At 49.0% G+C, this 21,670-nt stretch carries 21 protein-coding genes; 8 read left to right on the forward strand and 13 right to left on the reverse strand.

Features of this window, described 5'->3' with window-relative positions; genetic code table 11:
• The first annotated feature begins 20 nt into the window (after positions 1 to 20).
• The gene (gene cysE, locus K9N75_RS00400) at positions 21 to 842 is read left to right on the forward strand and encodes a serine O-acetyltransferase (RefSeq protein ID WP_008815786.1); all 822 of its coding nucleotides are present in this window, start codon (positions 21 to 23) and stop codon (positions 840 to 842) included.
• Between the two features lie 66 nt (positions 843 to 908).
• Here the strand turns inward: cysE and trmL are convergent, their stop codons facing one another.
• The 3 genes from trmL to cpxR are packed head-to-tail and all read right to left on the reverse strand — an operon-like array spanning position 909 to position 3,490.
• Entirely contained in the window at positions 909 to 1,382 is a 474-nt protein-coding gene (gene trmL / locus K9N75_RS00405) for a tRNA (uridine(34)/cytosine(34)/5-carboxymethylaminomethyluridine(34)-2'-O)-methyltransferase TrmL (protein WP_008815787.1), read from the reverse strand.
• A 42-nt stretch (positions 1,383 to 1,424) separates the two neighbouring features.
• Positions 1,425 to 2,795: an envelope stress sensor histidine kinase CpxA gene (cpxA, locus tag K9N75_RS00410; RefSeq protein WP_004094183.1), complete on the reverse strand. Its 1,371-nt coding sequence runs from the start codon at positions 2,793 to 2,795 to the stop codon at positions 1,425 to 1,427.
• Positions 2,792 to 3,490 carry an envelope stress response regulator transcription factor CpxR gene (cpxR, locus tag K9N75_RS00415; protein ID WP_004094186.1) on the reverse strand — a complete coding sequence of 233 codons (699 nt, stop codon included), beginning with the start codon at positions 3,488 to 3,490 and terminating at the stop codon, positions 2,792 to 2,794. Before cpxR ends, cpxA begins: the two co-directional genes overlap by 4 nt.
• A 151-nt stretch (positions 3,491 to 3,641) precedes the next feature.
• On the opposite strand from cpxR, the gene cpxP reads away from it, so the two are divergent.
• Positions 3,642 to 4,115 (forward strand): cell-envelope stress modulator CpxP, encoded by a 474-nt coding sequence (gene cpxP, locus K9N75_RS00420; protein ID WP_020303931.1) that lies wholly within the window; start codon positions 3,642 to 3,644, stop codon positions 4,113 to 4,115.
• A gap of 81 nt (positions 4,116 to 4,196) precedes the next feature.
• Here the strand turns inward: cpxP and K9N75_RS00425 are convergent, their stop codons facing one another.
• Positions 4,197 to 5,951 carry an LTA synthase family protein gene (locus K9N75_RS00425; RefSeq protein WP_224452118.1) on the reverse strand — a complete coding sequence of 585 codons (1,755 nt, stop codon included), beginning with the start codon at positions 5,949 to 5,951 and terminating at the stop codon, positions 4,197 to 4,199.
• A 306-nt stretch (positions 5,952 to 6,257) separates the two neighbouring features.
• Between K9N75_RS00425 and fieF the strand changes: the two genes are divergently transcribed.
• The 3 genes from fieF to K9N75_RS00440 all read left to right on the forward strand — a co-directional run bounded on the left by fieF (position 6,258) and on the right by K9N75_RS00440 (position 9,653).
• The gene (fieF, locus tag K9N75_RS00430) at positions 6,258 to 7,160 is read left to right on the forward strand and encodes a CDF family cation-efflux transporter FieF (protein WP_008815789.1); all 903 of its coding nucleotides are present in this window, start codon (positions 6,258 to 6,260) and stop codon (positions 7,158 to 7,160) included.
• A 335-nt stretch (positions 7,161 to 7,495) separates the two neighbouring features.
• Positions 7,496 to 8,458, forward strand: a complete 963-nt coding sequence (gene pfkA / locus K9N75_RS00435; RefSeq protein ID WP_004094193.1) for a 6-phosphofructokinase — start codon at positions 7,496 to 7,498, stop codon at positions 8,456 to 8,458.
• 205 nt (positions 8,459 to 8,663) lie between these two features.
• Positions 8,664 to 9,653 (forward strand): sulfate ABC transporter substrate-binding protein, encoded by a 990-nt coding sequence (locus tag K9N75_RS00440; RefSeq protein WP_224452119.1) that lies wholly within the window; start codon positions 8,664 to 8,666, stop codon positions 9,651 to 9,653.
• A 68-nt stretch (positions 9,654 to 9,721) separates the two neighbouring features.
• Here the strand turns inward: K9N75_RS00440 and tpiA are convergent, their stop codons facing one another.
• The gene (gene tpiA / locus K9N75_RS00445; RefSeq protein WP_008815791.1) at positions 9,722 to 10,489 is read right to left on the reverse strand and encodes a triose-phosphate isomerase; all 768 of its coding nucleotides are present in this window, start codon (positions 10,487 to 10,489) and stop codon (positions 9,722 to 9,724) included.
• A 126-nt stretch (positions 10,490 to 10,615) separates the two neighbouring features.
• Positions 10,616 to 11,323 carry a DUF1454 family protein gene (locus tag K9N75_RS00450; RefSeq protein WP_039185204.1) on the reverse strand — a complete coding sequence of 236 codons (708 nt, stop codon included), beginning with the start codon at positions 11,321 to 11,323 and terminating at the stop codon, positions 10,616 to 10,618.
• A 273-nt stretch (positions 11,324 to 11,596) separates the two neighbouring features.
• On the opposite strand from K9N75_RS00450, the gene K9N75_RS00455 reads away from it, so the two are divergent.
• Positions 11,597 to 12,028 carry a DUF805 domain-containing protein gene (locus K9N75_RS00455; RefSeq protein WP_061059354.1) on the forward strand — a complete coding sequence of 144 codons (432 nt, stop codon included), beginning with the start codon at positions 11,597 to 11,599 and terminating at the stop codon, positions 12,026 to 12,028.
• A 52-nt stretch (positions 12,029 to 12,080) separates the two neighbouring features.
• Here K9N75_RS00455 and fpr read toward each other — a convergent pair whose 3' ends face one another.
• A complete protein-coding gene (gene fpr, locus K9N75_RS00460) occupies positions 12,081 to 12,827 on the reverse strand; it encodes a ferredoxin--NADP(+) reductase (protein WP_008815794.1) in 747 nt (248 codons plus the stop codon).
• Between the two features lie 2 nt (positions 12,828 to 12,829).
• On the reverse strand, positions 12,830 to 13,453 hold the full coding sequence (locus K9N75_RS00465) for a helix-turn-helix transcriptional regulator (protein ID WP_004094203.1): 624 nt from the start codon (positions 13,451 to 13,453) through the stop codon (positions 12,830 to 12,832).
• Positions 13,454 to 13,867: 414 nt separating this feature from the next.
• On the opposite strand from K9N75_RS00465, the gene emrD reads away from it, so the two are divergent.
• Positions 13,868 to 15,052, forward strand: coding sequence for a multidrug efflux MFS transporter EmrD (emrD, locus tag K9N75_RS00470; RefSeq protein WP_130974150.1), 1,185 nt, complete (start codon positions 13,868 to 13,870; stop codon positions 15,050 to 15,052).
• 56 nt (positions 15,053 to 15,108) lie between these two features.
• Here emrD and glpX read toward each other — a convergent pair whose 3' ends face one another.
• The 3 genes from glpX to K9N75_RS00485 form a co-directional block, all read right to left on the reverse strand.
• The gene (gene glpX, locus K9N75_RS00475) at positions 15,109 to 16,119 is read right to left on the reverse strand and encodes a class II fructose-bisphosphatase (protein WP_004094207.1); all 1,011 of its coding nucleotides are present in this window, start codon (positions 16,117 to 16,119) and stop codon (positions 15,109 to 15,111) included.
• A gap of 681 nt (positions 16,120 to 16,800) precedes the next feature.
• Positions 16,801 to 18,309, reverse strand: a complete 1,509-nt coding sequence (gene glpK / locus K9N75_RS00480; RefSeq protein WP_004094211.1) for a glycerol kinase GlpK — start codon at positions 18,307 to 18,309, stop codon at positions 16,801 to 16,803.
• 85 nt (positions 18,310 to 18,394) lie between these two features.
• The gene (locus K9N75_RS00485) at positions 18,395 to 19,240 is read right to left on the reverse strand and encodes an MIP/aquaporin family protein (RefSeq protein ID WP_008815796.1); all 846 of its coding nucleotides are present in this window, start codon (positions 19,238 to 19,240) and stop codon (positions 18,395 to 18,397) included.
• Between the two features lie 522 nt (positions 19,241 to 19,762).
• On the opposite strand from K9N75_RS00485, the gene zapB reads away from it, so the two are divergent.
• A complete protein-coding gene (gene zapB / locus K9N75_RS00490; RefSeq protein ID WP_004094217.1) occupies positions 19,763 to 20,005 on the forward strand; it encodes a cell division protein ZapB in 243 nt (80 codons plus the stop codon).
• Between the two features lie 73 nt (positions 20,006 to 20,078).
• Here the strand turns inward: zapB and rraA are convergent, their stop codons facing one another.
• Both rraA and K9N75_RS00500 read right to left on the reverse strand, forming a co-directional pair.
• Positions 20,079 to 20,564: a ribonuclease E activity regulator RraA gene (gene rraA / locus K9N75_RS00495; protein WP_004094220.1), complete on the reverse strand. Its 486-nt coding sequence runs from the start codon at positions 20,562 to 20,564 to the stop codon at positions 20,079 to 20,081.
• Positions 20,565 to 20,695: 131 nt separating this feature from the next.
• Complete coding sequence (locus tag K9N75_RS00500; RefSeq protein WP_004094224.1) at positions 20,696 to 21,613, reverse strand: 1,4-dihydroxy-2-naphthoate polyprenyltransferase; 918 nt, start codon at positions 21,611 to 21,613, stop codon at positions 20,696 to 20,698.
• Between the last annotated feature and the right edge of the window lie 57 nt (positions 21,614 to 21,670).

Consider the following 21,670-nt stretch of genomic DNA (forward strand, 5'->3'; position numbering starts at 1 on the left):
GTGAAGTAAGGGAGCGTTGTATGTCGATAGAAGAGTTAGAACAAATCTGGCAATGCATCAAAACCGAGGCGCGTGGTTTGGCCGAGTGTGAGCCGATGCTGGCTAGCTTCTATCATGCCACCTTGCTGAAGCATGAAAATCTGGGTAGTGCACTGAGTTACATTTTGGCGAATAAGCTGGCGAACGCCATTATGCCCGCCATTGCGATCCGCGAGGTGGTGGAAGAAGCCTACCGTGCAGACACCAATATGACGGACTATGCGGCGCGCGATATTCTTGCTGTACGTCAGCGTGACCCCGCAGTTGATAAATACTCCACGCCGCTGTTGTACCTCAAAGGATTCCATGCGCTTCAAGCGTATCGCATCGGGCATTGGTTATGGTCACAAGACCGTAAAGCGTTGGCTATTTATCTGCAAAACCAGATTTCCGTTGTTTTTGGGGTGGATATTCACCCTGCTGCGCGCATTGGCTGCGGGATCATGCTCGATCACGCAACCGGAATTGTGATCGGCGAAACTGCCGTTGTAGAAAATGATGTTTCTATTCTGCAATCGGTGACGCTGGGCGGTACGGGGAAAGAGGGCGGCGACCGTCACCCAAAAATCCGCGAAGGTGTAATGATCGGAGCTGGCGCTAAAATTCTCGGCAACATTGAGGTTGGCCGTGGAGCTAAGATTGGGGCGGGCTCAGTTGTATTACATCCAATTCCAGCGCATACAACCGCTGCCGGTGTGCCTGCTCGCATTGTCGGACGCCCTGAAAGCGAAAAGCCATCTATGGATATGGATCAGTTGTTTAACGGCGCACATGACGGTTTTGAGTTCGGCGACGGTATCTAAATACAACTTGTCTTCATTTCACGGGGCAGACATTCGCCTGCCTCGCATCCTATTTCTACTAATAACTTACTCTTTCAGTAGCGCACCTTCGTAGCCAAGTTGGCGCCAAGCTTCGTAAACCACAACAGAAACCGCATTTGACAGATTCATGCTGCGACTGCTGGCGAGCATCGGTATACGAATTTTTTGCTGAGCAGGAAGAGCATCCAGAATGTAGGCTGGTAATCCGCGCGTTTCTGGGCCAAACACCAGATAATCACCTGCTTGATAACTTACCGCGCTGTGTGCCGGCGTACCTTTTGTCGTCAATGCAAAGAGGCGTTCAGGTTGTTCGCTGTCGAGAAAGGCTTGATAGTCATGATGTTTTTTTAGCGTGGCGAACTCGTGATAGTCCAGACCTGCGCGGCGCAGACGCTTATCGTCCCAAGTAAAACCTAACGGTTCGATAAGGTGTAATTTAAAGCCCGTGTTGGCGCAGAGACGGATGATATTACCGGTATTCGGTGGGATTTCTGGTTCAAATAAAACGATATTTAACATGTGGTACGCCCCCAAGGTCAGGGGGCGCATTATACTCCAAACTTATCGCGTATAAAGCGGTAGCCAAAGTGTTAGGCGCAGACCACCCAGAGGGCTGTCTTCGGCCTTGACCCAGCCGTTATGCTGTTCTACCACGGTTTCGACGATTGCTAAGCCTAGGCCTGTACCTCCTGACTCGCGGTCGCGCGCCTCATCAGTGCGATAGAATGGACGGAAGATCTGTTCACGGTCTTCTGGTGCGACACCAGGGCCGTCATCGTCGACGTGAATGGTGATCCCCTGATTGTCACAGCTAAACGTCACCGCAATTTTGTGATGAGAATAGCGAAGAGCGTTACGCACGATATTTTCAAACGCACTATCGAGTGCTGCATGGCTGCCAAATAGCGGCCAAGGCCCCGGTGGGCTGATAATCTCTAGCGTTTTGCCGACTTGCTCAGCCTCAAACTTGGCATTTTCCAACACATCATCCCAAAGCTCATCGGCTTTAAGGTGCTCGCGCTCCAGCTCGGTTTTATGCTGATTGCGAGACAGCGCTAGCAAGTCATTGATCATGCTATCGAGACGATGAGCCTCCATCTCTATACGCGACAGTTCGTTATATTCACCATGGCGTCGCCGCATCAGCGCGGTAGCAAGCTGCAGGCGTGTCAGCGGTGTTCTTAGCTCATGCGAGATATCAGAGATAAGCCGTTGCTGTGCGTTAACCATGCGCTCGAGAGCGCTCACCATTTGGTTAAAACTTGCTCCAGTGGCTAAGAACTCCTGCGGACCCGCCTCCAATTCGGGATGCTGTTTGAGATTGCCACTGGCAACATCATCGGCAGCATTTTTAAGCTTACGGGCAGGGCTCGCGAGGCTCCATGCTAACCAGAGCAACAGAGGTGAGCTAATGAGCATCGTAACCAGTAACAGTAACAGCGGGCGGTCAAACATCAGGTTGATGAAGTCGGACTGTGGGCTGCTTGCTGGACGAACCAGATAGAGTTGGTAATTATCTTCGCCATCACGAATAGGGAAGGGCCCCAACATTTCGAGTCGGCCATATTTTTTCTTTTTCGGCTGGTCTGCGTTATCAGACTGGCCGATAAAGTTACGCACGATCTGCATTTCATTGCGTTGAGCGCCAATCACGCGCCCTTCGCTTGTCACTAACAGAAGTCGCTGACCTGGAGGAGACCATTTATCAATGGCGCGGAACAAGCGACGCCACCACATCAGGTCATTCGCCGGGTCAACAGCTAATTCCGCTTCCACGTGCTGTTCCAGCATAATGCCTTGACGGCGTTCACTGTCCAGTAATGAGGTTAGCTGACGTGAATCGAGTTTTGGCAGCATCAACACCACCATCAGCACTAACGCCAGCGTTAACCAGAAAATGGCAAAGATACGTGCCGTAAGGCTGTTAATCATGAAACAGACACCATCAGATAGCCGCGACCGCGTAGTGTTTTAAACCAAGGCTGACCGTCTTTACGTTCAGGCAGCTTACGGCGCAGGTTAGAAATATGCATATCGATAGCACGATCAAACGGTGTCAGACGTTTACCCAAGACTTCCTGACTCAGGTGTTCACGTGAAACAACCTGTCCTAAATGCTGAGCCAGCAGATAAAGCAGGGTGAACTCAGTTCCTGTCAGTTCTAATGTTTGTCCATCAAAACTGGCTTCTTGACGCCCCGGATTCAGTAACAGGTGATCAACTTCCAGCGTTGGCGCGTTGCTTTCGTTGCTTTGTTGCTGCTCATTCCAATTCGAACGGCGCAAAATTGCACGGATACGTGCAACTAGCTCGCGATCGTTGAACGGCTTAGGTAAATAATCATCTGCGCCGAGTTCCAGACCCAGCACGCGATCCAATTCACTACCGCGCGCAGTGAGCATAATGACCGGCGTTTGGTGATGTTGGCGAACTTCTTTCAATGTATCGATACCGTTTTTCTTCGGCATCATGACGTCTAACAATAATAAATCGATACTGGAGTCCAAAAGCTCCAGAGCCTGTTCGCCATCGTGAGCAACCACGACGCTAAAACCTTCTAAATCCAGCAGTTCTTGCAGTAGTGACGTCAGTTCGCGATCGTCATCAACCAGTAAAATTTTATTCATAGGTATTTACCTCCTGACGCAAAATACGACAACAAGTGCCGCTATTCCATGACTTTACTTAGTTTTACATGCACTGACGCTAGTTTTCAGGCCCAGAGCTACACTGATTCTCGTCGATTCACATGAGCCAGCCAATGCAAAGGAGTAGATGATGCGTAAAGTAACCTCGTTAGCCATGACGTTTATGCTTGCGATGGCCTCAACCGCAGCATTTGCCGAAGGCTCTCAACATAACGGTATGTTGTATCAAAGTATGGATCATAACCGCATGTTTGATGGTGTGAATCTTAGTGAACATCAGCGCCAGCAAATGCGAGATTTGATGCAGCTTGCGCGACACGATTTACCCCGCGTGGATATCGCGGAGGCTGAAACCATGCACAATCTGGTAACGGCAGAAAAGTTCGATGAAGCCGCAGTGCGGCAGTTAGCCGAGAAAATGGCTCAGGAGAGTATAAACCGTCAGGTTGAAATGGCGAAAATTCGCAACCAGATGTACAACCTGCTTACTCCAGAGCAAAAGGCCCAGTTAAATGAGCGTTACCAGCAGCGGATTGCCAATTGGCAGCAGCAGATAGCGACCATGCAGAATACTTCAGCCCTGAAGTTAGGTACGAAAGAGTAGCACCCTGTTTTTCCTTGCCATAGACACCATCCCTGTCTTCCCCACCTTACGGTGGGGTTTTTTTTGCCTGTAGCTTGTAAATTATGGGTTACTGTCACCTGATGCGGCATGCAGTTCGCTGTAGATATAATGCTTATAACTTTCGACCAGTTTAGTGTTTGTGCAATCGTTGAGTTCGCCTTTGCAGAGATGGCGCATTTCAATATTGGCACGATAGAACGGTGAAACGCTTAAATTGGCGTGTTCCAATACCATCCCGCCTAAGAATGCAATATCCGTCATTCGCCCTAAGTCACTGACGGCGGGCGCTCCTGTGTTATCACGCAGGCTAAACTGGGTGAAATGCATCGGGTCTGACATCGTCGTGGTGTAGCCATTGGACCAATCAATGGCGGGTTGGTGATCGCCAAAATGCATAAAAATGGTCGGTTTATTGCGAGTATCAACAAATTGGAAGAAATCAGCTAACGCAGTGTCCGAAGTCTTAATTTTCTCCACATAGTGGCTGAACTCGCCAGCAGAACCACTTTTTTTCACATAGTGGGTCAGATGATAATCGTCGCTATGTTTTTCATCATAGGGACCATGTTCGTACATGGTTAAGGCATAGATAAACAATGGCTTATCCGTTTTTTTCGCCATGATCTGCTTAACGTATTTCAACATATCCGCAGTGGTGATGTGCCAAAGGTTATCTTCAAGCTTGCCGGGATAGCCTAACTCCTGCGGCTGAAGGATCTGGTCGATTCCCATCTCATGATAGGCATGACCGGCGTTATAGGCTGATTTATTAAATGGCGTAAGCACAATCGTGTAGTAGCCATTGTTTTTCATCTGTTTAAACAAGCTGTCGTTGACGTGATCGACCGCGGAATAGAACACAGAATTCTTCATAGCTCCAAAATCATCGCTGCGTAAACCGGTTAATAGCGCGAATTCGGATAACCATGTGCCGCCACCAAAAGTTTGTACGCGCATCGGCGTATGTGCTTTCACGTTACCTTCTTGTTCAAACATCGTGAATCGGGGGAGCAATTTGGGGTCTGGTAACGAATAAAGCCGAGGATCGACCGTAGATTCTTGTAGCAGCACGATGATGTCTGGATGCTGACTATGGTTCGCTAGGGGCAGATTTAGCGCTGCGGCCTGCTGTTTAAAATAGGCACTGGATTCGCTATTAAAGGAAGGTGGCTCATATTCCACTTCGCTCGCTGACATGACGAGGTTTGAAACCACGCCAGTTCCACCTGGTAGGGTGGTTGCCCAGACGTGTTGGTAGCGGGTGACGCAAAGGGCTACGAGCGCACTGGCAAGGATCATCATCCCAATACTGCGCCACCAGACCCTGTGAGAGACATTGCGTGCAGTCGCTCGCCATGTAACAACCAGCGTGATGATTAGCCATATCACTAGACCGAGAAGCGCTAGACCTGCTAAAGGGTAATGCAAAAGCGTAGCGGTATTGGAGGGATCAGTAGCCAAATAGATGTCGGGAAACATCAAATGGTCTTTGTAATAATGGACTTTAAGCTGGTTGATAAACTGTAGGACGATCACCAAAAGGCTAGTAATCGACAAGGCAAATATGCTTCTCCCTGAAAGTAGATAGAACATACCCACGATGAAAACAAACGCACTCAATGCGGTGATAAGGGGATAGCCCGCCGAGGGCGTATTACCCGCAAGGATGACGACAGCTACGATGACTAAAAATAGGCAGTATAAACAGGTCTTAGGATTTTGTTTAAAACGGTTTAACGTTGAGCTGTTAGATTGTTGGCTTGATACGGGTGAGCGTGATTGCCCCATGATGATCGATGCCTCAGGCGATTTCATTTTATAGACACGCACATAATGTCGCTGCGTCATTCAATGGCGTGTAAATCGATGCGATTAAAATATGGTCAAAATATTGTTGACCGCCAATTTACGGGGACAGCCGTAAGAGCAATAAAAGACTGATACGGTAAATTAAGATGAGCGAAGTGAGAGGGAGGATCAAGTCGTCCTCGATATTATATATCTTTCCAAACGTAACAGAGCATTGTGCTAATCTGAGCTAAGACAAGCCATGTTCCCTGCGGATTTTTTTGTCATTAATTCGCTATACTGAACAGCCCTAAGTGATTAAAGGATATTTTCATGGAGCAGCAATATGCACGGTTAGTTAAAACCGCTGCGCTGGGAGCCACGGTCACCGCCACCGTACTCCTTATTATTAAAACGCTTGCCTGGTGGCACACTGGTTCAGTCAGTCTTTTGGCATCACTGGTGGACTCCATTGTAGATATCGCTGCATCTTTGACGAATTTGCTGGTGGTACGTTACTCATTACAACCTGCTGATGAAGAACACACCTTTGGGCATGGCAAAGCGGAATCCCTGGCTGCACTGGCGCAAAGCATGTTTATTTCCGGCTCCGCATTGTTCCTGTTCCTGACCGGTTTCCAACACCTTATCAACCCTGAGCCGATGACTGACCCAGGCCTTGGTATTGGGGTAACAATTATCGCTTTAGCCTGTACGATGGTATTAGTGACCTTCCAACGCTGGGTGGTGCGAAAAACCCGGAGTCAAGCAGTACGCGCGGATATGCTTCATTACCAGTCTGACGTCATGATGAACGGTGCAATTTTGATCTCACTGGGATTGAGTTGGTACGGTTTCACGCGTGCGGACTCTCTGTTTGCGCTCGGAATCGGCGTTTATATCCTGTATAGCGCACTACGTATGGGCTATGAGGCCGTTCAGTCTTTGCTAGATCGTGCATTAGATGATGATGAGCGTCAGGCTATTGTCGATATCGTCCATGCTTGGCCGGGCGTTAGCGGAGTACATGATTTAAGAACCCGCCAGTCAGGGCCGACACGTTTTATTCAGTTACATATCGAGATGGACGATAACCTCCCTTTAATTCACGCTCATGAAATCGCCGAACAAGTTGAGCAGGCTATTTTGCAGCGGTTTCCCGGTTCTGATGTGATAATCCATCAGGACCCGTGTTCCGTGGTGCCTGATACTCGAAAAGGGCACTGGGAGGTCTAATCGCGACTAAGCTATAAAGTTATAGTTCAAGTCGGGTGGTTGCGAGTGTTATCCCGTTTATCACGGCTTTCACAACCCAAATCATTAGAGAATGTAAGTAATAGTGTGATGGGTGTGGTGGGTTTCTAAATTTATTCCTTTAGTGCTTGGGAAATTTTTTACCACAAACTAGACTGACCTGAATCAATTCAGCTGGATAACTTTGATATAATATTCAGCAGTAGCAGCAATAAACGTTCATTTTCTATACCCGTGTCCTGTACCACATACAATAACGTTTAGCGCGATGGCGAAAACAATTCTTAAGAATAGCATCTACAAGCTCAGAGGTAGTCATGATCAAGAAAATCGGTGTATTGACGAGTGGCGGTGACGCTCCAGGTATGAACGCTGCGATCCGTGGTGTTGTACGTGCGGCATTAGCCAAAGGGTTAGAAGTCTACGGTATCGAGGACGGCTACCTCGGCTTGTATGAAGGTCGTATGAAGCAGCTTGATCGCTCAAGTGTGTCAGACATGATTAACCGTGGCGGTACTTTTTTGGGTTCTGCGCGTTTCCCTGAGTTCCGCGATGATAAAGTGCGTGAGAAAGCCGTTGATAACATGCGCAAAGTTGGACTGGATGCGTTAGTGGTTATCGGTGGTGATGGTTCATACATGGGGGCGAAGCGTATCACGGAGATGGGCTTCCCTTGCATCGGCTTGCCGGGCACGATCGATAACGACGTTGCGGGTACGGACTACACTATCGGTTATTTCACTGCACTGGAAACTGTCGTTGAAGCGATCGACCGCCTGCGTGATACCTCTTCTTCTCACCAGCGTATTTCTATCGTTGAAGTCATGGGGCGCTACTGTGGCGACCTGACGTTGGCGGCGGCCATCGCTGGGGGCTGTGAGTTTATCGTTCTGCCAGAAGTTGAGTTCAAGCGTGAAGATTTGGTTAACGAAATCAAAGCCGGCATTATCAAAGGCAAAAAACACGCTATCGTGGCAATCACTGAGCACATCTGTGACATCGATGAGTTAGCTAAACATATTGAGCAAGAAACCGGCCGTGAGACTCGTGCAACCGTCCTGGGTCACATCCAGCGTGGTGGGGCTCCAGTCGCCTATGACCGCATTTTAGCTTCCCGCATGGGCGCATACTCTATTGAACTGTTGTTACAGGGCTACGGTGGACGCTGTGTCGGTATTCAGAACGAAAAGCTGGTTCACCACGATATCATCGACGCGGTAGAAAATATGAAGCGTCCATTTAAAGGTGATTGGCTGGAAACAGCGAAAATGCTGTACTAATTGTTTAAGCCAGAGGCCTAAGCAATTTAGGTGTTAACCATTTCAAAAGCCCCTCCTTGGGGCTTTTTTGCTACTGTGATTGGCAGATCAACCTTTCGTTATTATTCCTCGAAAGCATAACTGTATCTTTTTTATTCTTTAATCATTTTCCTGCTTTCTGGCAGGCTCTCTTTTAACTACTTTGGTAAAAGTTTGGAGAGCGGTGATGCGTAAACTTGGGATTGGTCTGTTGTTACTGCTGGTGGCTACGGGCGCGCTGGCAAAAGATATTCAGTTGCTAAACGTTTCTTATGATCCAACACGAGAGCTTTATCAGCAATATAACGAAGCGTTCAGCAAGCACTACAAACAGGAGACAGGCGATAACGTCACGATCAGGCAATCTCATGGTGGCTCGGGCAAGCAGGCGACATCGGTGATTAACGGTATCGAAGCCGACGTAGTGACGCTGGCGCTAGCCTATGACGTTGATGCAATCGCGGAGCGTGGACGAATAGATAAAGCATGGATTAAACGTCTGCCAGATAATTCGGCACCCTACACTTCAACCATTGTTTTCTTAGTTCGTAAAGGTAACCCAAAGCAAATTCACGATTGGAATGACTTAATTAAACCGGGCGTTTCAGTTATTACGCCTAACCCTAAAACCTCCGGTGGCGCTCGCTGGAACTATTTAGGTGCATGGGGTTATGCGCTGGAAAATAACAATAACGATCAGGCTAAGGCTAAAGAGTTCGTCAAAGCGCTGTATAAGAACGTAGAGGTGCTTGATTCTGGCGCACGCGGCGCAACGAATACTTTCGTTGAACGTGGCATCGGCGATGTGTTGATTGCGTGGGAGAACGAAGCGCTACTGGCACAGCACGAATTGGGTAAAGACCAGTTTGAAATTGTGACGCCGAGTGTTTCTATTTTGGCTGAACCGACGGTATCCGTGGTGGATAAAGTGGTCGATAAGCGCGGAACGCGTCAGGTTGCGGATGAGTACCTGAAATATCTGTATTCACCTGAAGGGCAGACCATCGCCGCCAAAAATTACTACCGCCCACGTGATGAGGCAATCGCCAAGCAATACAGCCAGCAATTTCCGCAACTGAAGTTATTTACCGTTGATCAGCTCTTTGGTGGCTGGCAGAAGGCTCAGAAAGAACACTTTGCAACCGGTGGGGAATTCGATCAGATTTCCCAGAGATAGCATTTTCCAGTCATAAAAAAACCCCGGTTCTCCGGGGTTTTTTTGCATGCAAGAAAGCAGAAACGCAATTATGCAGTTTTTGCTTCAGCCGCAGCTTTAACGATAACGGCAAAAGCGTCAGCTTTCAGAGATGCACCGCCAACCAGCGCGCCATCGATATCTGGCTGAGTGAACAGTTCAGCGGCGTTTGCTGCGTTAACAGAACCACCGTATTGGATAATAACTTCTTCAGCTGCTTCGGCATTGTGTTTAGCAATGTGGTCGCGGATGAATTTGTGAACGGCTTGAGCCTGAGCAGGGGTTGCTGATTTGCCAGTACCGATTGCCCATACTGGTTCGTATGCGATAACTGCACCTTTGAAGACTTGAGCACCCATGGTTTTCAGCACGGCATCCAATTGACGAGCGCAAACTTCCTGAGTTTTACCCGCTTCATTTTCTGCGTCGGTTTCACCGATGCACAGCACAGGGATCAGGCCAGCTTCTTTAACGGCTGCAAATTTCTCTGCAATGAACTCGTCGCTTTCTTTGTGGTAAGTACGACGCTCTGAGTGACCGATAATGATGTATTTAGCACCGACATCTTTCAGCATTTGAGCCGAAGTTTCACCGGTGAATGCACCAGAAGCGTTGATACCAACGTCTTGTGCACCCAGTGCGATACGAGAACCTGCCAGAGTATGTGCAGCCTGGTCCAGATAGATGGTTGGTGGAGCGATAGCAACGTCACAGTTGGCTACGGCGCTCAGTTCGTTGCGCAGCGCAAGGATCAGTTCGTTGACCATGTGGTGGCTGCCGTTGAGTTTCCAGTTGCCCATGACTAATGGTTGACGCATTTTCATTTCTCCAATTCGGAACACATAATCGTAAAAGTCTGCCTTACCGGCATTGTCTGTAAATCAGTATAGAAAGCTCGCGACTAAGAAGTTTTGTTTTCCATCATGAAATACGAAAGGATGCGATCAAGCCGCATTATCTGATAGCGACAGCTTAATCGGTTCAACTGCGAAAGTAATACCTTTTTCTGCGCTATCCGATACGACATAACGCATCGCTCCATCATTTTGGGCGAAATAGAGCTGGCCTTTGCCTTTATTCAACAGCGACGATACTTTAGCCGTGCATTGATCAAAGGTTAGTGTAGGCGAAAAGTGCCGCATGATAGCGGCCATATAGTTGATGGCGAGTTCGCGCGACTCGCGTGAGACTTTATCGTCTGATTTATCGAGCTTCTTGCCGTCTTTTCCATTTTCTTTATCGTTTTTTATCGACACGGGCGGAATGTAGGTAATCTGTAAGCTCTTGATTTTTCCTGTGCCCTTTTCCAGTACAACCGAAGAGTAGAGATAGTCATTGATTTTGCTGGCGGCGCGCGTGATAGCCGTCTCTTCGTTTTTTACGCTAATAGCCCGATATTCGTTGATGATAAGCGTCGGGTTTTCAATGTTGTACTTGGCGCGAAATTGAACCAGTGTCAGGTCGAACGTCGGAGCGTTGGGTAATAGGTAAGGGGCGGCGGGGAGCTCGTCAGAAAGTATACGGCCTTCTTCCTGCGCGGCACTGACAGAAAAACTGCTGCCTGCATACCATAGAATCAGTATTGCGAAGAAAGCCTTGGATGTGTAGCAACTCGTTTTTTTCATTGTTGGTCTGATGTTCCAATCTGCCATTCTGAATGTTGGTAATACACACGCCTATACCTGATTAAAGCGTTTTCGAAGGGTGATTGTCAAAATTGTGTGCAAAATTTCCCGAGGCCGAGAGAGATAAGGTAAACTTTGCCGCTATTAGCTCTCTACCCATCATACTTCAAGCTGCATGTGCGTTGGCTGCGCTCGTTCACCCCCATCACTTACTAGAGTAAGCTCATCGGGATTGACTCACTTGCCGCCTTCCTGTAACTCGAAATATTTAGGGTGTAATAACGTAGGCAACTTCAGATTATGACCATTCAAAAGTGGTGTTTCTCTTTTAACGGACGAATTGGGCGGCGCGATTTCTGGATATGGATGGGATTGTGGGCGCTTCTTTTAGTGATTATTTTTTCGATTGCAGGAAGTGGCTGGATTTCGTTACAAACGGCGGCCTTTGGTTTAGTTTTTTCATTGTGGCCAACGGCAGCGGTGTTGGTAAAGCGCTTGCACGATCGCAATAAGTCGGGCTGGTGGGCTCTTTTGGTCGTTGTTGCTTGGATGCTGGCAGCAGGAAACTGGAGTATGCTAGCCGAGATCTGGCAGTGGGGGGTTGGGCGTTTTATTCCAACGCTGATCGGGGTGATGATGCTGATCGACTGTGGTTCGTTTATAGGTACCGAAGGGGATAATCGTTTTGGTCCAGAACCAACGCCGGTCGATTTTAAGAACGCAGGCCGTTAAGCCAAAAAAATGCCGGTGGTCAAACCGGCACATGTTTTATCATCGCTGAAATTTACCAGTAATGCTCACTGGTGATGTGCCCCGGTTTACGGCGCAGATGCTTGCGCATTCCACGTGAATCCTTCAGCACTTGTTGGGTATCTCGCACCATTTGCGGATTGCCGCACAACATCACGTGGCTCTCTTCTGCGTCGATTTTCAAGCCTACCGCTGCTTCCAAAGAACCATCCTCGATGAGCGCAGGAACGCGCCCCTGAAGTGAACCTGCGGCATTCTCACGGCTGACTACGGTTTGAATCCGTAATTTGCCGTTGTAGCGTTGTTCCAACTGTTGCATCAATGGCAGATAGCTTAAGTCCTGCGCTAAACGAGTGGCATGAACTAAGACAATATTCTCAAAGCGCTCGAGATCTTTACCTTCTTGCAAAATTGATAAATATGGCCCCAATGCAGTACCGGTTGCCAGCATCCAAAGCGTTTTACAGTCTGGAACTTCATCCAGAACAAAGAAACCAGCGGCTTCTTCAGTGACCTGTAAAGTATCACCTGCCTGAAGGCTATGCAGACGCGGACTGAGCTTACCATCGGGTACGGTTACCAGATAAAACTCTAAGTTATTATCGCTTGGCGCATTTACATACGAATAAGCGCGCTGTACACGCTCTCCGTCAATATCTAAGCCCAGCTTGGCAAACTGTCCGGCAGTAAAGTTATGGACCGGTGCTTGCAGTGTGATGCTGAACAGATTCTCTGTCCAATGTTGAACTTGAGTAATAGTGCCCGTTACCCATTCTGCCATGGTTACAACTCCCGAGGTGTAATGCGATATGCGCAGCGACGTGAGTTGGAAATAATATGCTCGACGCGGTCAATTTGGTAGTTTGGACCCAACAGGCGATGCAATAAACTCAACTCAGAGTTACATAAGTTACCGCAGTTATGGGCTGCCACGCCAATCGGACAGTGGTTTTCAATCAGCACCACGGCATCATCTTCAACCTCAAGTTCGGCCATGTAGCCGTCGTTTTGGCGCAAGCGAGCCAGTGCCTGAAAGCGTTCTTCGCCTTCGGGATATTTCTCCAGTTCCGTTGCATAGCGCTGAAACAGAGAGTCTTCGCGGACATTAATGAGTTTTTCAACACCTTCATCGCCGAAGAGTTGCTGTGCGGCACCGAGGATCACGCGCGACAGGTCTTGATGGCGATCGGGGAACTGACTGTGTCCCTTGGTCGTTAGCGACCAGTAACGAGTTGGGCGGCCCACTTTGGTCCTGGCCTCTTCATAACAGACAAGTTCACGTTGTTCGAGCTGTTGTAAATGCTGACGAATGCCCATTGTGGTGATCGATATTCTATCAGCCAGCATCTTGGCTGACTGAGGACCAAGGCTTTTCAACTGCAGCATGATCAATTCTGGTGTCTTCATGACTCAAATCCTTTTGGAAAGTGGGTATACCCGTCATACTTCAACTTGCATTTTGTTGGCTGCGTTCATTCATCCGAATCTCTTACTAGAGCAAGCTCATCGGGATTCACTTACTTGCCTTCTCAATGCAACTCGAATTATTTTGGGTATATAGTTTAATAACTTATATATCTCTATTAAATGATTAATATCCTCTATTTTTAATCCCGTCGCAGAATGAACGCCTCGCTGTAACTTTTTCTTTACGAGCTAGGTACTTTTGTATGCCAAAATCAGCCAGAATAAAGAACCTTACTCGCTCGTTTATTTAATCTAATCTGTTAGATTATGCGCCGATCTATGGCTTTAACTTCCTGACATTTATGTCATGAATAGTTAATGATACTAATTTGATGCGTTGGCAAGCGTAAAATAATGAGAAAGCTCGAGAATTTTCACCTGTTAGTGATGTTGATTCTGCTCGTCGCAGTTGGCCAGATGGCACAGACTATCTATGTGCCTTCTATTGCAGATATGGCGCGTGATCTGGGCGTGCGCACTGGTGCTGTGCAAGGGGTCATGGCTGCTTATTTGCTAACCTACGGTGGATCGCAGTTGATCTACGGCCCCATTTCCGATCGTGTGGGACGTCGCCCGGTCATTTTGGCGGGTATGGGGATTTTCATCATTGGTGCGCTGTGGGCGTTGCTATCGACCAATTTAGATATGTTGGTTATGGCAAGCGCGCTACAAGGCATGGGAACCGGCGTAGCTGGTGTGATGGCTCGTACTATGCCGCGCGACCTCTATGAGGGGCCTTCTCTACGCTATGCCAACAGCCTATTGAACATGGGTATTCTCGTTAGTCCGCTGTTGGCACCGGTGATTGGCGGTATGCTGGATTCTGTGCTCGGCTGGCGTGCTTGCTATGGTTTTTTACTGCTGCTTTGTGTGTGCGTTGCGTTTTCAATGTACCGCTGGCTTCCAGAAACGCGTCCGGCAAATGCACCGCGTAAGAATATGTTTGCGAGCTACAAAATGCTGCTGACCAACGGCTCTTTTGGCTGCTATTTGATTATGCTCGTGGGTGGACTTGCCGGTGTTGCGGTATTCGAGGCTTGTTCCGGTGTACTGATGGGCGGCGTTTTGGGGCTCAGCGGCATCGTCGTGAGTATTCTGTTTATCTTACCTATCCCAGCCGCCTTCTTTGGTGCGTGGTACGCAGGGCGTCAGGGGAAAAGCTTCTCCACCTTGATGTGGCATTCGGTAATCAGCTGCTTGCTCGCTGGCGTTATGATGTGGATCCCAGGCTGGTTTGGCATTATGAATATTTGGACGCTGGTGGTGCCTGCAGCACTGTTCTTCTTTGGCGCTGGAATGCTATTCCCACTGGCAACGACAGGGGCTATGGAGCCATTTCCGTTCTTGGCTGGGGCTGCGGGTGCGCTGGTGGGCGGTCTACAAAACATGGGTTCTGGCGCGATGGCTTGGTTCTCTGCGTTATTACCACAGACGGGGCAGTTCAGCTTAGGGATGTTAATGACGGCAATGGCCGTGATGATTTTGCTCTGTTGGCTACCGCTTGCGCATAAAATGCAGCAGCAAGGGCATATGGTGTAAGTTGTGTTCTAAAACCTCAGCCTCGCCTGTGAATACGAGGCTGAGAGATATCGAAGCTAGATGATTAATTCACAAATCTTTGGATCTTTGCGATCGAGATAATGTGTCGAACGAATACGGCGAATAGTGCGTGATTTACCGCGCACCAGCAGAGTTTCAGTGGTAGCCATATTCCCTTTACGATAAATACCTTCCAGCAAATCACCTTTGGTTATTCCCGTCGCGGAGAATACGACGTTATCGTTGCGTGCCATTTCGTCTAAGCGCAGCACTTTACCTGCTTCGATTCCCATTTCAGCGCAACGCTTGAGCTCTTGTTCGCCAAGCGCGCGGTTTTCTGGGGTATCGCCCTTCACATTGTGTCGAGCGATCAGGCGGCCATGCATATCACCATCTAGCGCACGAATCACTGCGGCTGAGACAACGCCTTCTGGTGCGCCGCCGATGCCGTACATGACATCAACTTCGCTTTCAGGCATACAGGTCAGAATTGAGGCCGCTACGTCGCCGTCAGGAATCGCAAATACTTTAACGCCAAGTGTCTGCATTTCAGCAATTACAGCGTCATGGCGTGGTTTTGCCAGCGTAATGACGGTTAGCTCATGCAGCGGTTTTTCTAGCTTTTCGGCAACCAGACGCAGGTTTTCGGCCAATGGTCGATTTAAATCGATAACGCCTTTAGCTTGCGGGCCGACAACCAGTTTCTCCATATACATATCCGGTGCGCGCAAAAAAGTACCTTTATCGCCAACGGCCATAACGGCTAGCGCATTAGATTGACCCATGGCGGTCATACGGGTGCCTTCAATGGGATCGACGGCGATATCAACCTGATCGCCGTTACCAGTACCAACACGCTCACCGATATACAACATTGGAGCTTCATCGATCTCACCCTCACCGATCACGATTTCACCGTCGATATCGACTTGGTTAAGCATGATGCGCATGGCATTAACAGCAGCGCCGTCAGCGGCATTTTTATCACCACGGCCTAACCACTTGTATCCAGCCAGAGCTGCGGCTTCGGTGACGCGGGAGAATTCGATGGCTAATTCACGTTTCATTATAGATCCGTATTGGTTACTGAAAGATTGAGGGATAAAGACGGGAGGGGATTTTAGCACAAGGTGAGAGGGGGGGATTGGAAAACGATTGTATGGGCTTCATTGCTGCTGTCTTCTATTCACATTTGGACTGTGCAGGCGTCCGTATTGGCAGCGGTTTTCTATCTCTATGATAGAACGGTGAAGGGTTTCGTCCGCCAGTTAGCAAATTTGTTTCCATGAAACCGCTAGCGAGGCGTCCGAGAAGAGGTTGCCAGCGCGCAACCTCTTCACTCTCGCGCTTTTTACCGAGTTGTTTGACCTACCGGTCTCAGAGCGCACATCCCTGTGCGCCTTCGACCTACCGCCATCATCCCTGATGGCGGTTCTATCATGCATTTCATTCAACACGAGAAGACAAAGCAATATTGTTTTGATTGTTTTGTCTTTTTTGAGTTTAAGTTTTGGTAGATAGAGCAGTAGAAACAGGATGTTTCTACGAGGGGAGGAGGCGCCAAGGATGGCGCATGCCGACCCGATGCGGAAATGGCGTCTCGGATAAAAGCGCGAGGATTGAAGGGGCGCGCGCTGGCGCCCCTCATCGGTCGCCTTCAACTCAGTTTATAGGCAAATGCCGTTGCTGATAGGCGAACGAAACTTTACACCTTAGTTATATACATAACATAACTGGTGAGCCCAATATCAATCGTGCTCTTCCCACGCCTGAGCACGCGATACGGCTTTCTTCCAGCCGCTGTAGCGATAGTTACGCTCCACGGTTTCAATGCTTGGACGGAATTCACGCTCGATAGTGGCCTTGCTACGCAGTTCCTCCAGATCGCTCCAGAACCCTACTGCTAGACCGGCTAGATATGCTGCACCCAACGCCGTAACCTCCAGTACTGCAGGACGCTCAACACGCGTTCCCAGAATGTCAGACTGGAACTGCATCAGGAAGTTATTGGCAACAGCACCACCGTCTACGCGCAGCGCTTTTAGACGAGTACCGGAGTCCGCTTGCATTGCATCTAGAACGTCGCGCGTTTGGTAAGCGATAGATTCCAGCGTTGCACGAATAATGTGGTTGCTGTTTACGCCACGGGTCAGGCCGAAGATAGCTCCACGTGCATACGGATCCCAGTAAGGGGCGCCCAGACCAGTAAAGGCAGGTACCACGTACACGCCGTTGCTGTCTTTTACTTTGGTTGCGAAGTATTCGGAGTCCGCCGCGTCGTTAATCAGCTTCATCTCATCGCGTAGCCATTGAATTGATGCGCCGCCGATAAATACGGCGCCTTCCAGCGCATAGTTCACTTCACCGCGTGGGCCGCAGGCGATAGTCGTCAGTAGACCATGCTTGGAAGGAACGGCTTCTTTTCCGGTGTTCATCAATAGGAAGCAACCGGTACCGTAGGTGTTCTTCGCCATACCTTCTTGCACGCACAGTTGACCATAAAGCGCAGCCTGCTGGTCACCCGCGATCCCTGCGATTGGAATACGAGTACCGCCTTTACCACCGATGTTGGTTTGGCCGTAGATTTCAGATGATGGATGTACGGTTGGCAGCATTTCGCGTGGAATGTCCAAGACCTCTAGCATGCGCTCATCCCACTCCAGCGTATGGATGTTGAACATCATGGTACGAGAGGCGTTGGTGTAGTCGGTGACGTGAACACGCCCCTGTGTCATTTTCCAAACCAGCCAAGTATCTACGGTACCGAACAGCAGCTCGCCGCGTTTTGCGCGCTCACGAGATCCTTCAACGTGATCAAGAATCCATTTTACTTTGGTGCCAGAGAAATAGGGGTCAACCACTAAGCCCGTATTATGGCGAATGTACTCTTCCATGCCTGCTTTTTTCAGTTTCTCACAGATGTCAGCAGTACGGCGGCATTGCCACACAATAGCGTTATAAATGGGTTTGCCTGTCTCTTTCTCCCAAACGATGGTGGTTTCACGCTGGTTGGTGATACCAATACCCGCGATTTGATCAGAACTGATATCCGCTTTCGCTAGGACTTCGACCAGAGTAGAACTTTGCGTCGCCCAAATCTCCATTGGGTCGTGTTCAACCCAACCCGCTTTTGGATAGATTTGCTCAAATTCACGCTGAGAGACGCTGATGATATTAGCGTCATGATCCAGTACCACTGCTCGTGAGCTGGTGGTTCCTTGGTCGAGCGCGACGATGTATTTTTTTTCGGTCGTCATAACATTAATCCTGCGTTGATGAACTGAATACGACATGGTGTCTCAAAAAAATGAAAACCGGTGGAGCGAAGTCCACCGATGAATACTAGGCCTTACGCTGTTCTGTTTTGGTTGCAGGCTCATCTTCGAGCTTGCATACATCACATGGCAAGTGACGACCAATCAGTGAACGGTAACCAAAGGCGCCGATGCATGCGCCGACGATTGGGCCAAAGATAGGTACTAAGAAGTATGGAATATCTCGAGCGCCGGTAAAGGCAACTTCGCCCCAGCCAGCCAGATAGGCGAAAGCTTTAGGACCAAAGTCACGAGCTGGGTTAAGCGCAAATCCGGTCAACGGCCCCATGGATGCCCCGATAACGGCGATGAGAATACCGATCAGCAGTGGCGCTAATGGGCCACGTTGAATGCCGTTGCCGTCATCGGTCAGTGCCAGAATTAGGCACATCAGGATGGCGGTAATAACGGTTTCAACCAAGAATGCCTGCCCTACAGAAATATGTGGGTTCGGATAGGTGGAGAACACACCGGCCTGATCTAGGCTGGCTACGCTGCCCCGGACGATCTGGTGGGCTTGCTCAAAGTCGACGAACAGGTTTTGGTACAAACCGTAGACCAGTGCCGCGGCGCAAAAAGCCCCCGCAACCTGAGCAATGATGTAGGGAATAACTTTGCGCTTATCGAAACAGGCAAAAAGCCATAAGGCGATAGTGACGGCGGGATTCAGATGAGCACCAGAGATAGCGGCCGTCAGGTAAATTGCCATGGCAACACCCAGACCCCAAATAATACTAATTTCCCACTGACCAAAACTTGCACCTGCCAGCTTAAGTGCGGCTACGCAGCCACATCCAAAAAATATCAGCAATGCGGTGCCAAGAAATTCAGCGATGCACTGCCCTTTTAACGTTGAACTAGCTGTTTGGCTCATGACTTGGTGTCCTAACGACGAATTATTGTAGGGGGTGTGAAGCAAGCCCTCATATATTTTTTCTGGGCTTGTTGTAAATTTATCGTTAACGAGCAAAAACGAGAAATAGCGAAATCAAAATGTGTGTACTTCGTCATAAAAATGAGTGAATCCGCGTATTCAGTGCTCTTTTTGCCAAATTTTTTTGTGATCTGACCACTGACACAGATCATGGTGACACGATTTTGTAACTTAATTGTAAATTTATAACGAAGCTGATGAATACGATTTTTAGGGATTAACTGATAGTCATAAGGTGCGATTTTGTTACAGACTGCACTTTGCCCCAGTATCGCGCTAGACAGTAGAGAATGGGGTACATACAATCGGAGTTGAAAAAGAATTTATTGCGCAATGACTCGCGCACCGTGGGTGGCAGTCAGTCGTTGTGTTTATGGGCGCAACTATATTTTCGCAGTGGGTGACAAATAAACGCACTCACTACAGCAGATGTACGCCTGGCTATGATAAGGGGACAGAAGAATGTCATTTGAAGTATTTGAAAAATTGGAAGCAAAAGTTCAACAGGCGATTGATACCATTACGCTGTTGCAGATGGAAATCGAAGAGCTGAAAGAACAGAACACTCAACTGAATCAGGAAGTTCAGCAAGCTGCTGGCTCCCGTGAAGCTCTGGTGCGTGAAAACGAACAGCTGAAAGAAGAACAAACTGCATGGCAGGAGCGCCTGCGCTCTTTGTTAGGCCGCATGGATGAAGTGAATTAATTGACTTTGTTTTCATGCAGGCAAGCAAAAGGCGCTCATTGAGCGCCTTTTTTCATTCAGACTGGGCTATGGACTACTCGAGATCCAATGGCTCTTCAGAGAGAATAATACCTGTGTTGTCAGCATACAGATGATCGCCGGAGAAGAAGGTCACGCCGCCGAAGTTTACGCGGATATCGCTCTCGCCGATGCCTTCACCGTCTGCTCCTGCAGGGATAGCCGCCATCGCTTGAATACCAATATCCAACTCTTCGAGATCGTCGACCTGACGAACGGCACCGTAAACGACAATGCCTTCCCACTCATTCTGTGTAGCCAAACGAGCTAATTCTGCGTTGATCAGCGCACGACGCACAGAACCACCGCCGTCAATGACCATCACACGTCCACGCCCATTCTCTTCCAACAGTTCATAGAGTAGGCCGTTATCCTCAAAGCATTTCACTGTGGTGATCTGCCCGCCAAACGAAGTACGCCCACCAAAGTTGGAGAACAGCGGTTCTACTACATTCACATCTTCATGGTAAATGTCGCATAGTTCGGAAGTATCGTATTTCATAGGATTAACGTCTGTTTGCCGCAGGGATGTTTAGTATATCCCCTTATCCATGTTGTTTGCAAAAACACCAATTGTTAAATGTGGCGATTAGCGGCGCTGGCGCACGTTTTGTGTGCCAGCAAAAGCGAGGATTAACTTAGAACGGTGCCGATGGCAAATAACACATTGGTGAGCAGGGCACTTTTCACCATGCTTTCCAGCATAGGGCGCATAGCCTCAGGCGTTCGATGGGTGAAGACGTAATGACCATGTTTGTACAGCATAGGAATGGCTAACACGAATAACCAGCCAAACGCGCTTTTTAGATAGAGCAGCGCAAACAATGCGAGACATACCACCGAGCCTACCAGTAAACCAACATGGTAGTAGCGTGCTTTTATGGGACCAAGGCGTACAGCAAGTGTGTTTTTGCCGTTGATTGCATCGTTTTCGATATCGCGCAGATTATTGATATTCAACACGGCAGTCGCTAAGAAACCGCAGGCGGTAGCGGGCAGCATGACGACGCTGTCGAAAGTGCCTGCCTGCAAATAGTAGGTTCCAGCAACGCTGAGCCATCCAAAGAAGACCAGCACAGAAATATCACCGAGTCCCATATACCCATAGGGGCGAGTACCCACGGTATAGGTGATCGCAGCGACAATCGCCATTAATCCTAAGATCAGGAATCCAATGATGTCCTGTGGCTTTTGGCAAGCGACGGCAATCAGCGCGATCCCCGACAGAACGGTTAGTACAACGGTAATTCCCAGTGCACGCTTCATCTGTGCCTGAGTAATGACGCCTTTTTGCATACCACGTAGTGGCCCGATGCGCTCTTCGGTATCGCTGCCCTTGACGGCATCGCCATAGTCGTTGGCCAGATTGGAGAGTATTTGCAGCATAGCGGCTGTCAGCAGCGCGAGCAGGGCAATCTCCACCTTAAAGGTGTTTTGCCATGCGGCAATAGCAGAGCCGGTGACGATGGATGCCAAGGCCAGCGGCAGGGTACGCAAGCGCAGACTTTCCAACCAGGCGCGAGGCCTGCTAATTGTTGTTGATGAACTCATTATTCGCTTCAGTCGCTCAGGGGATCCCACGGTGAAAAATTCGGGTGATGGGTTCCA

The sequence above is a fragment of the Hafnia paralvei genome, assembly GCF_020150375.1.
GTDB classification, from domain to species: domain Bacteria; phylum Pseudomonadota; class Gammaproteobacteria; order Enterobacterales; family Enterobacteriaceae; genus Hafnia; species Hafnia paralvei.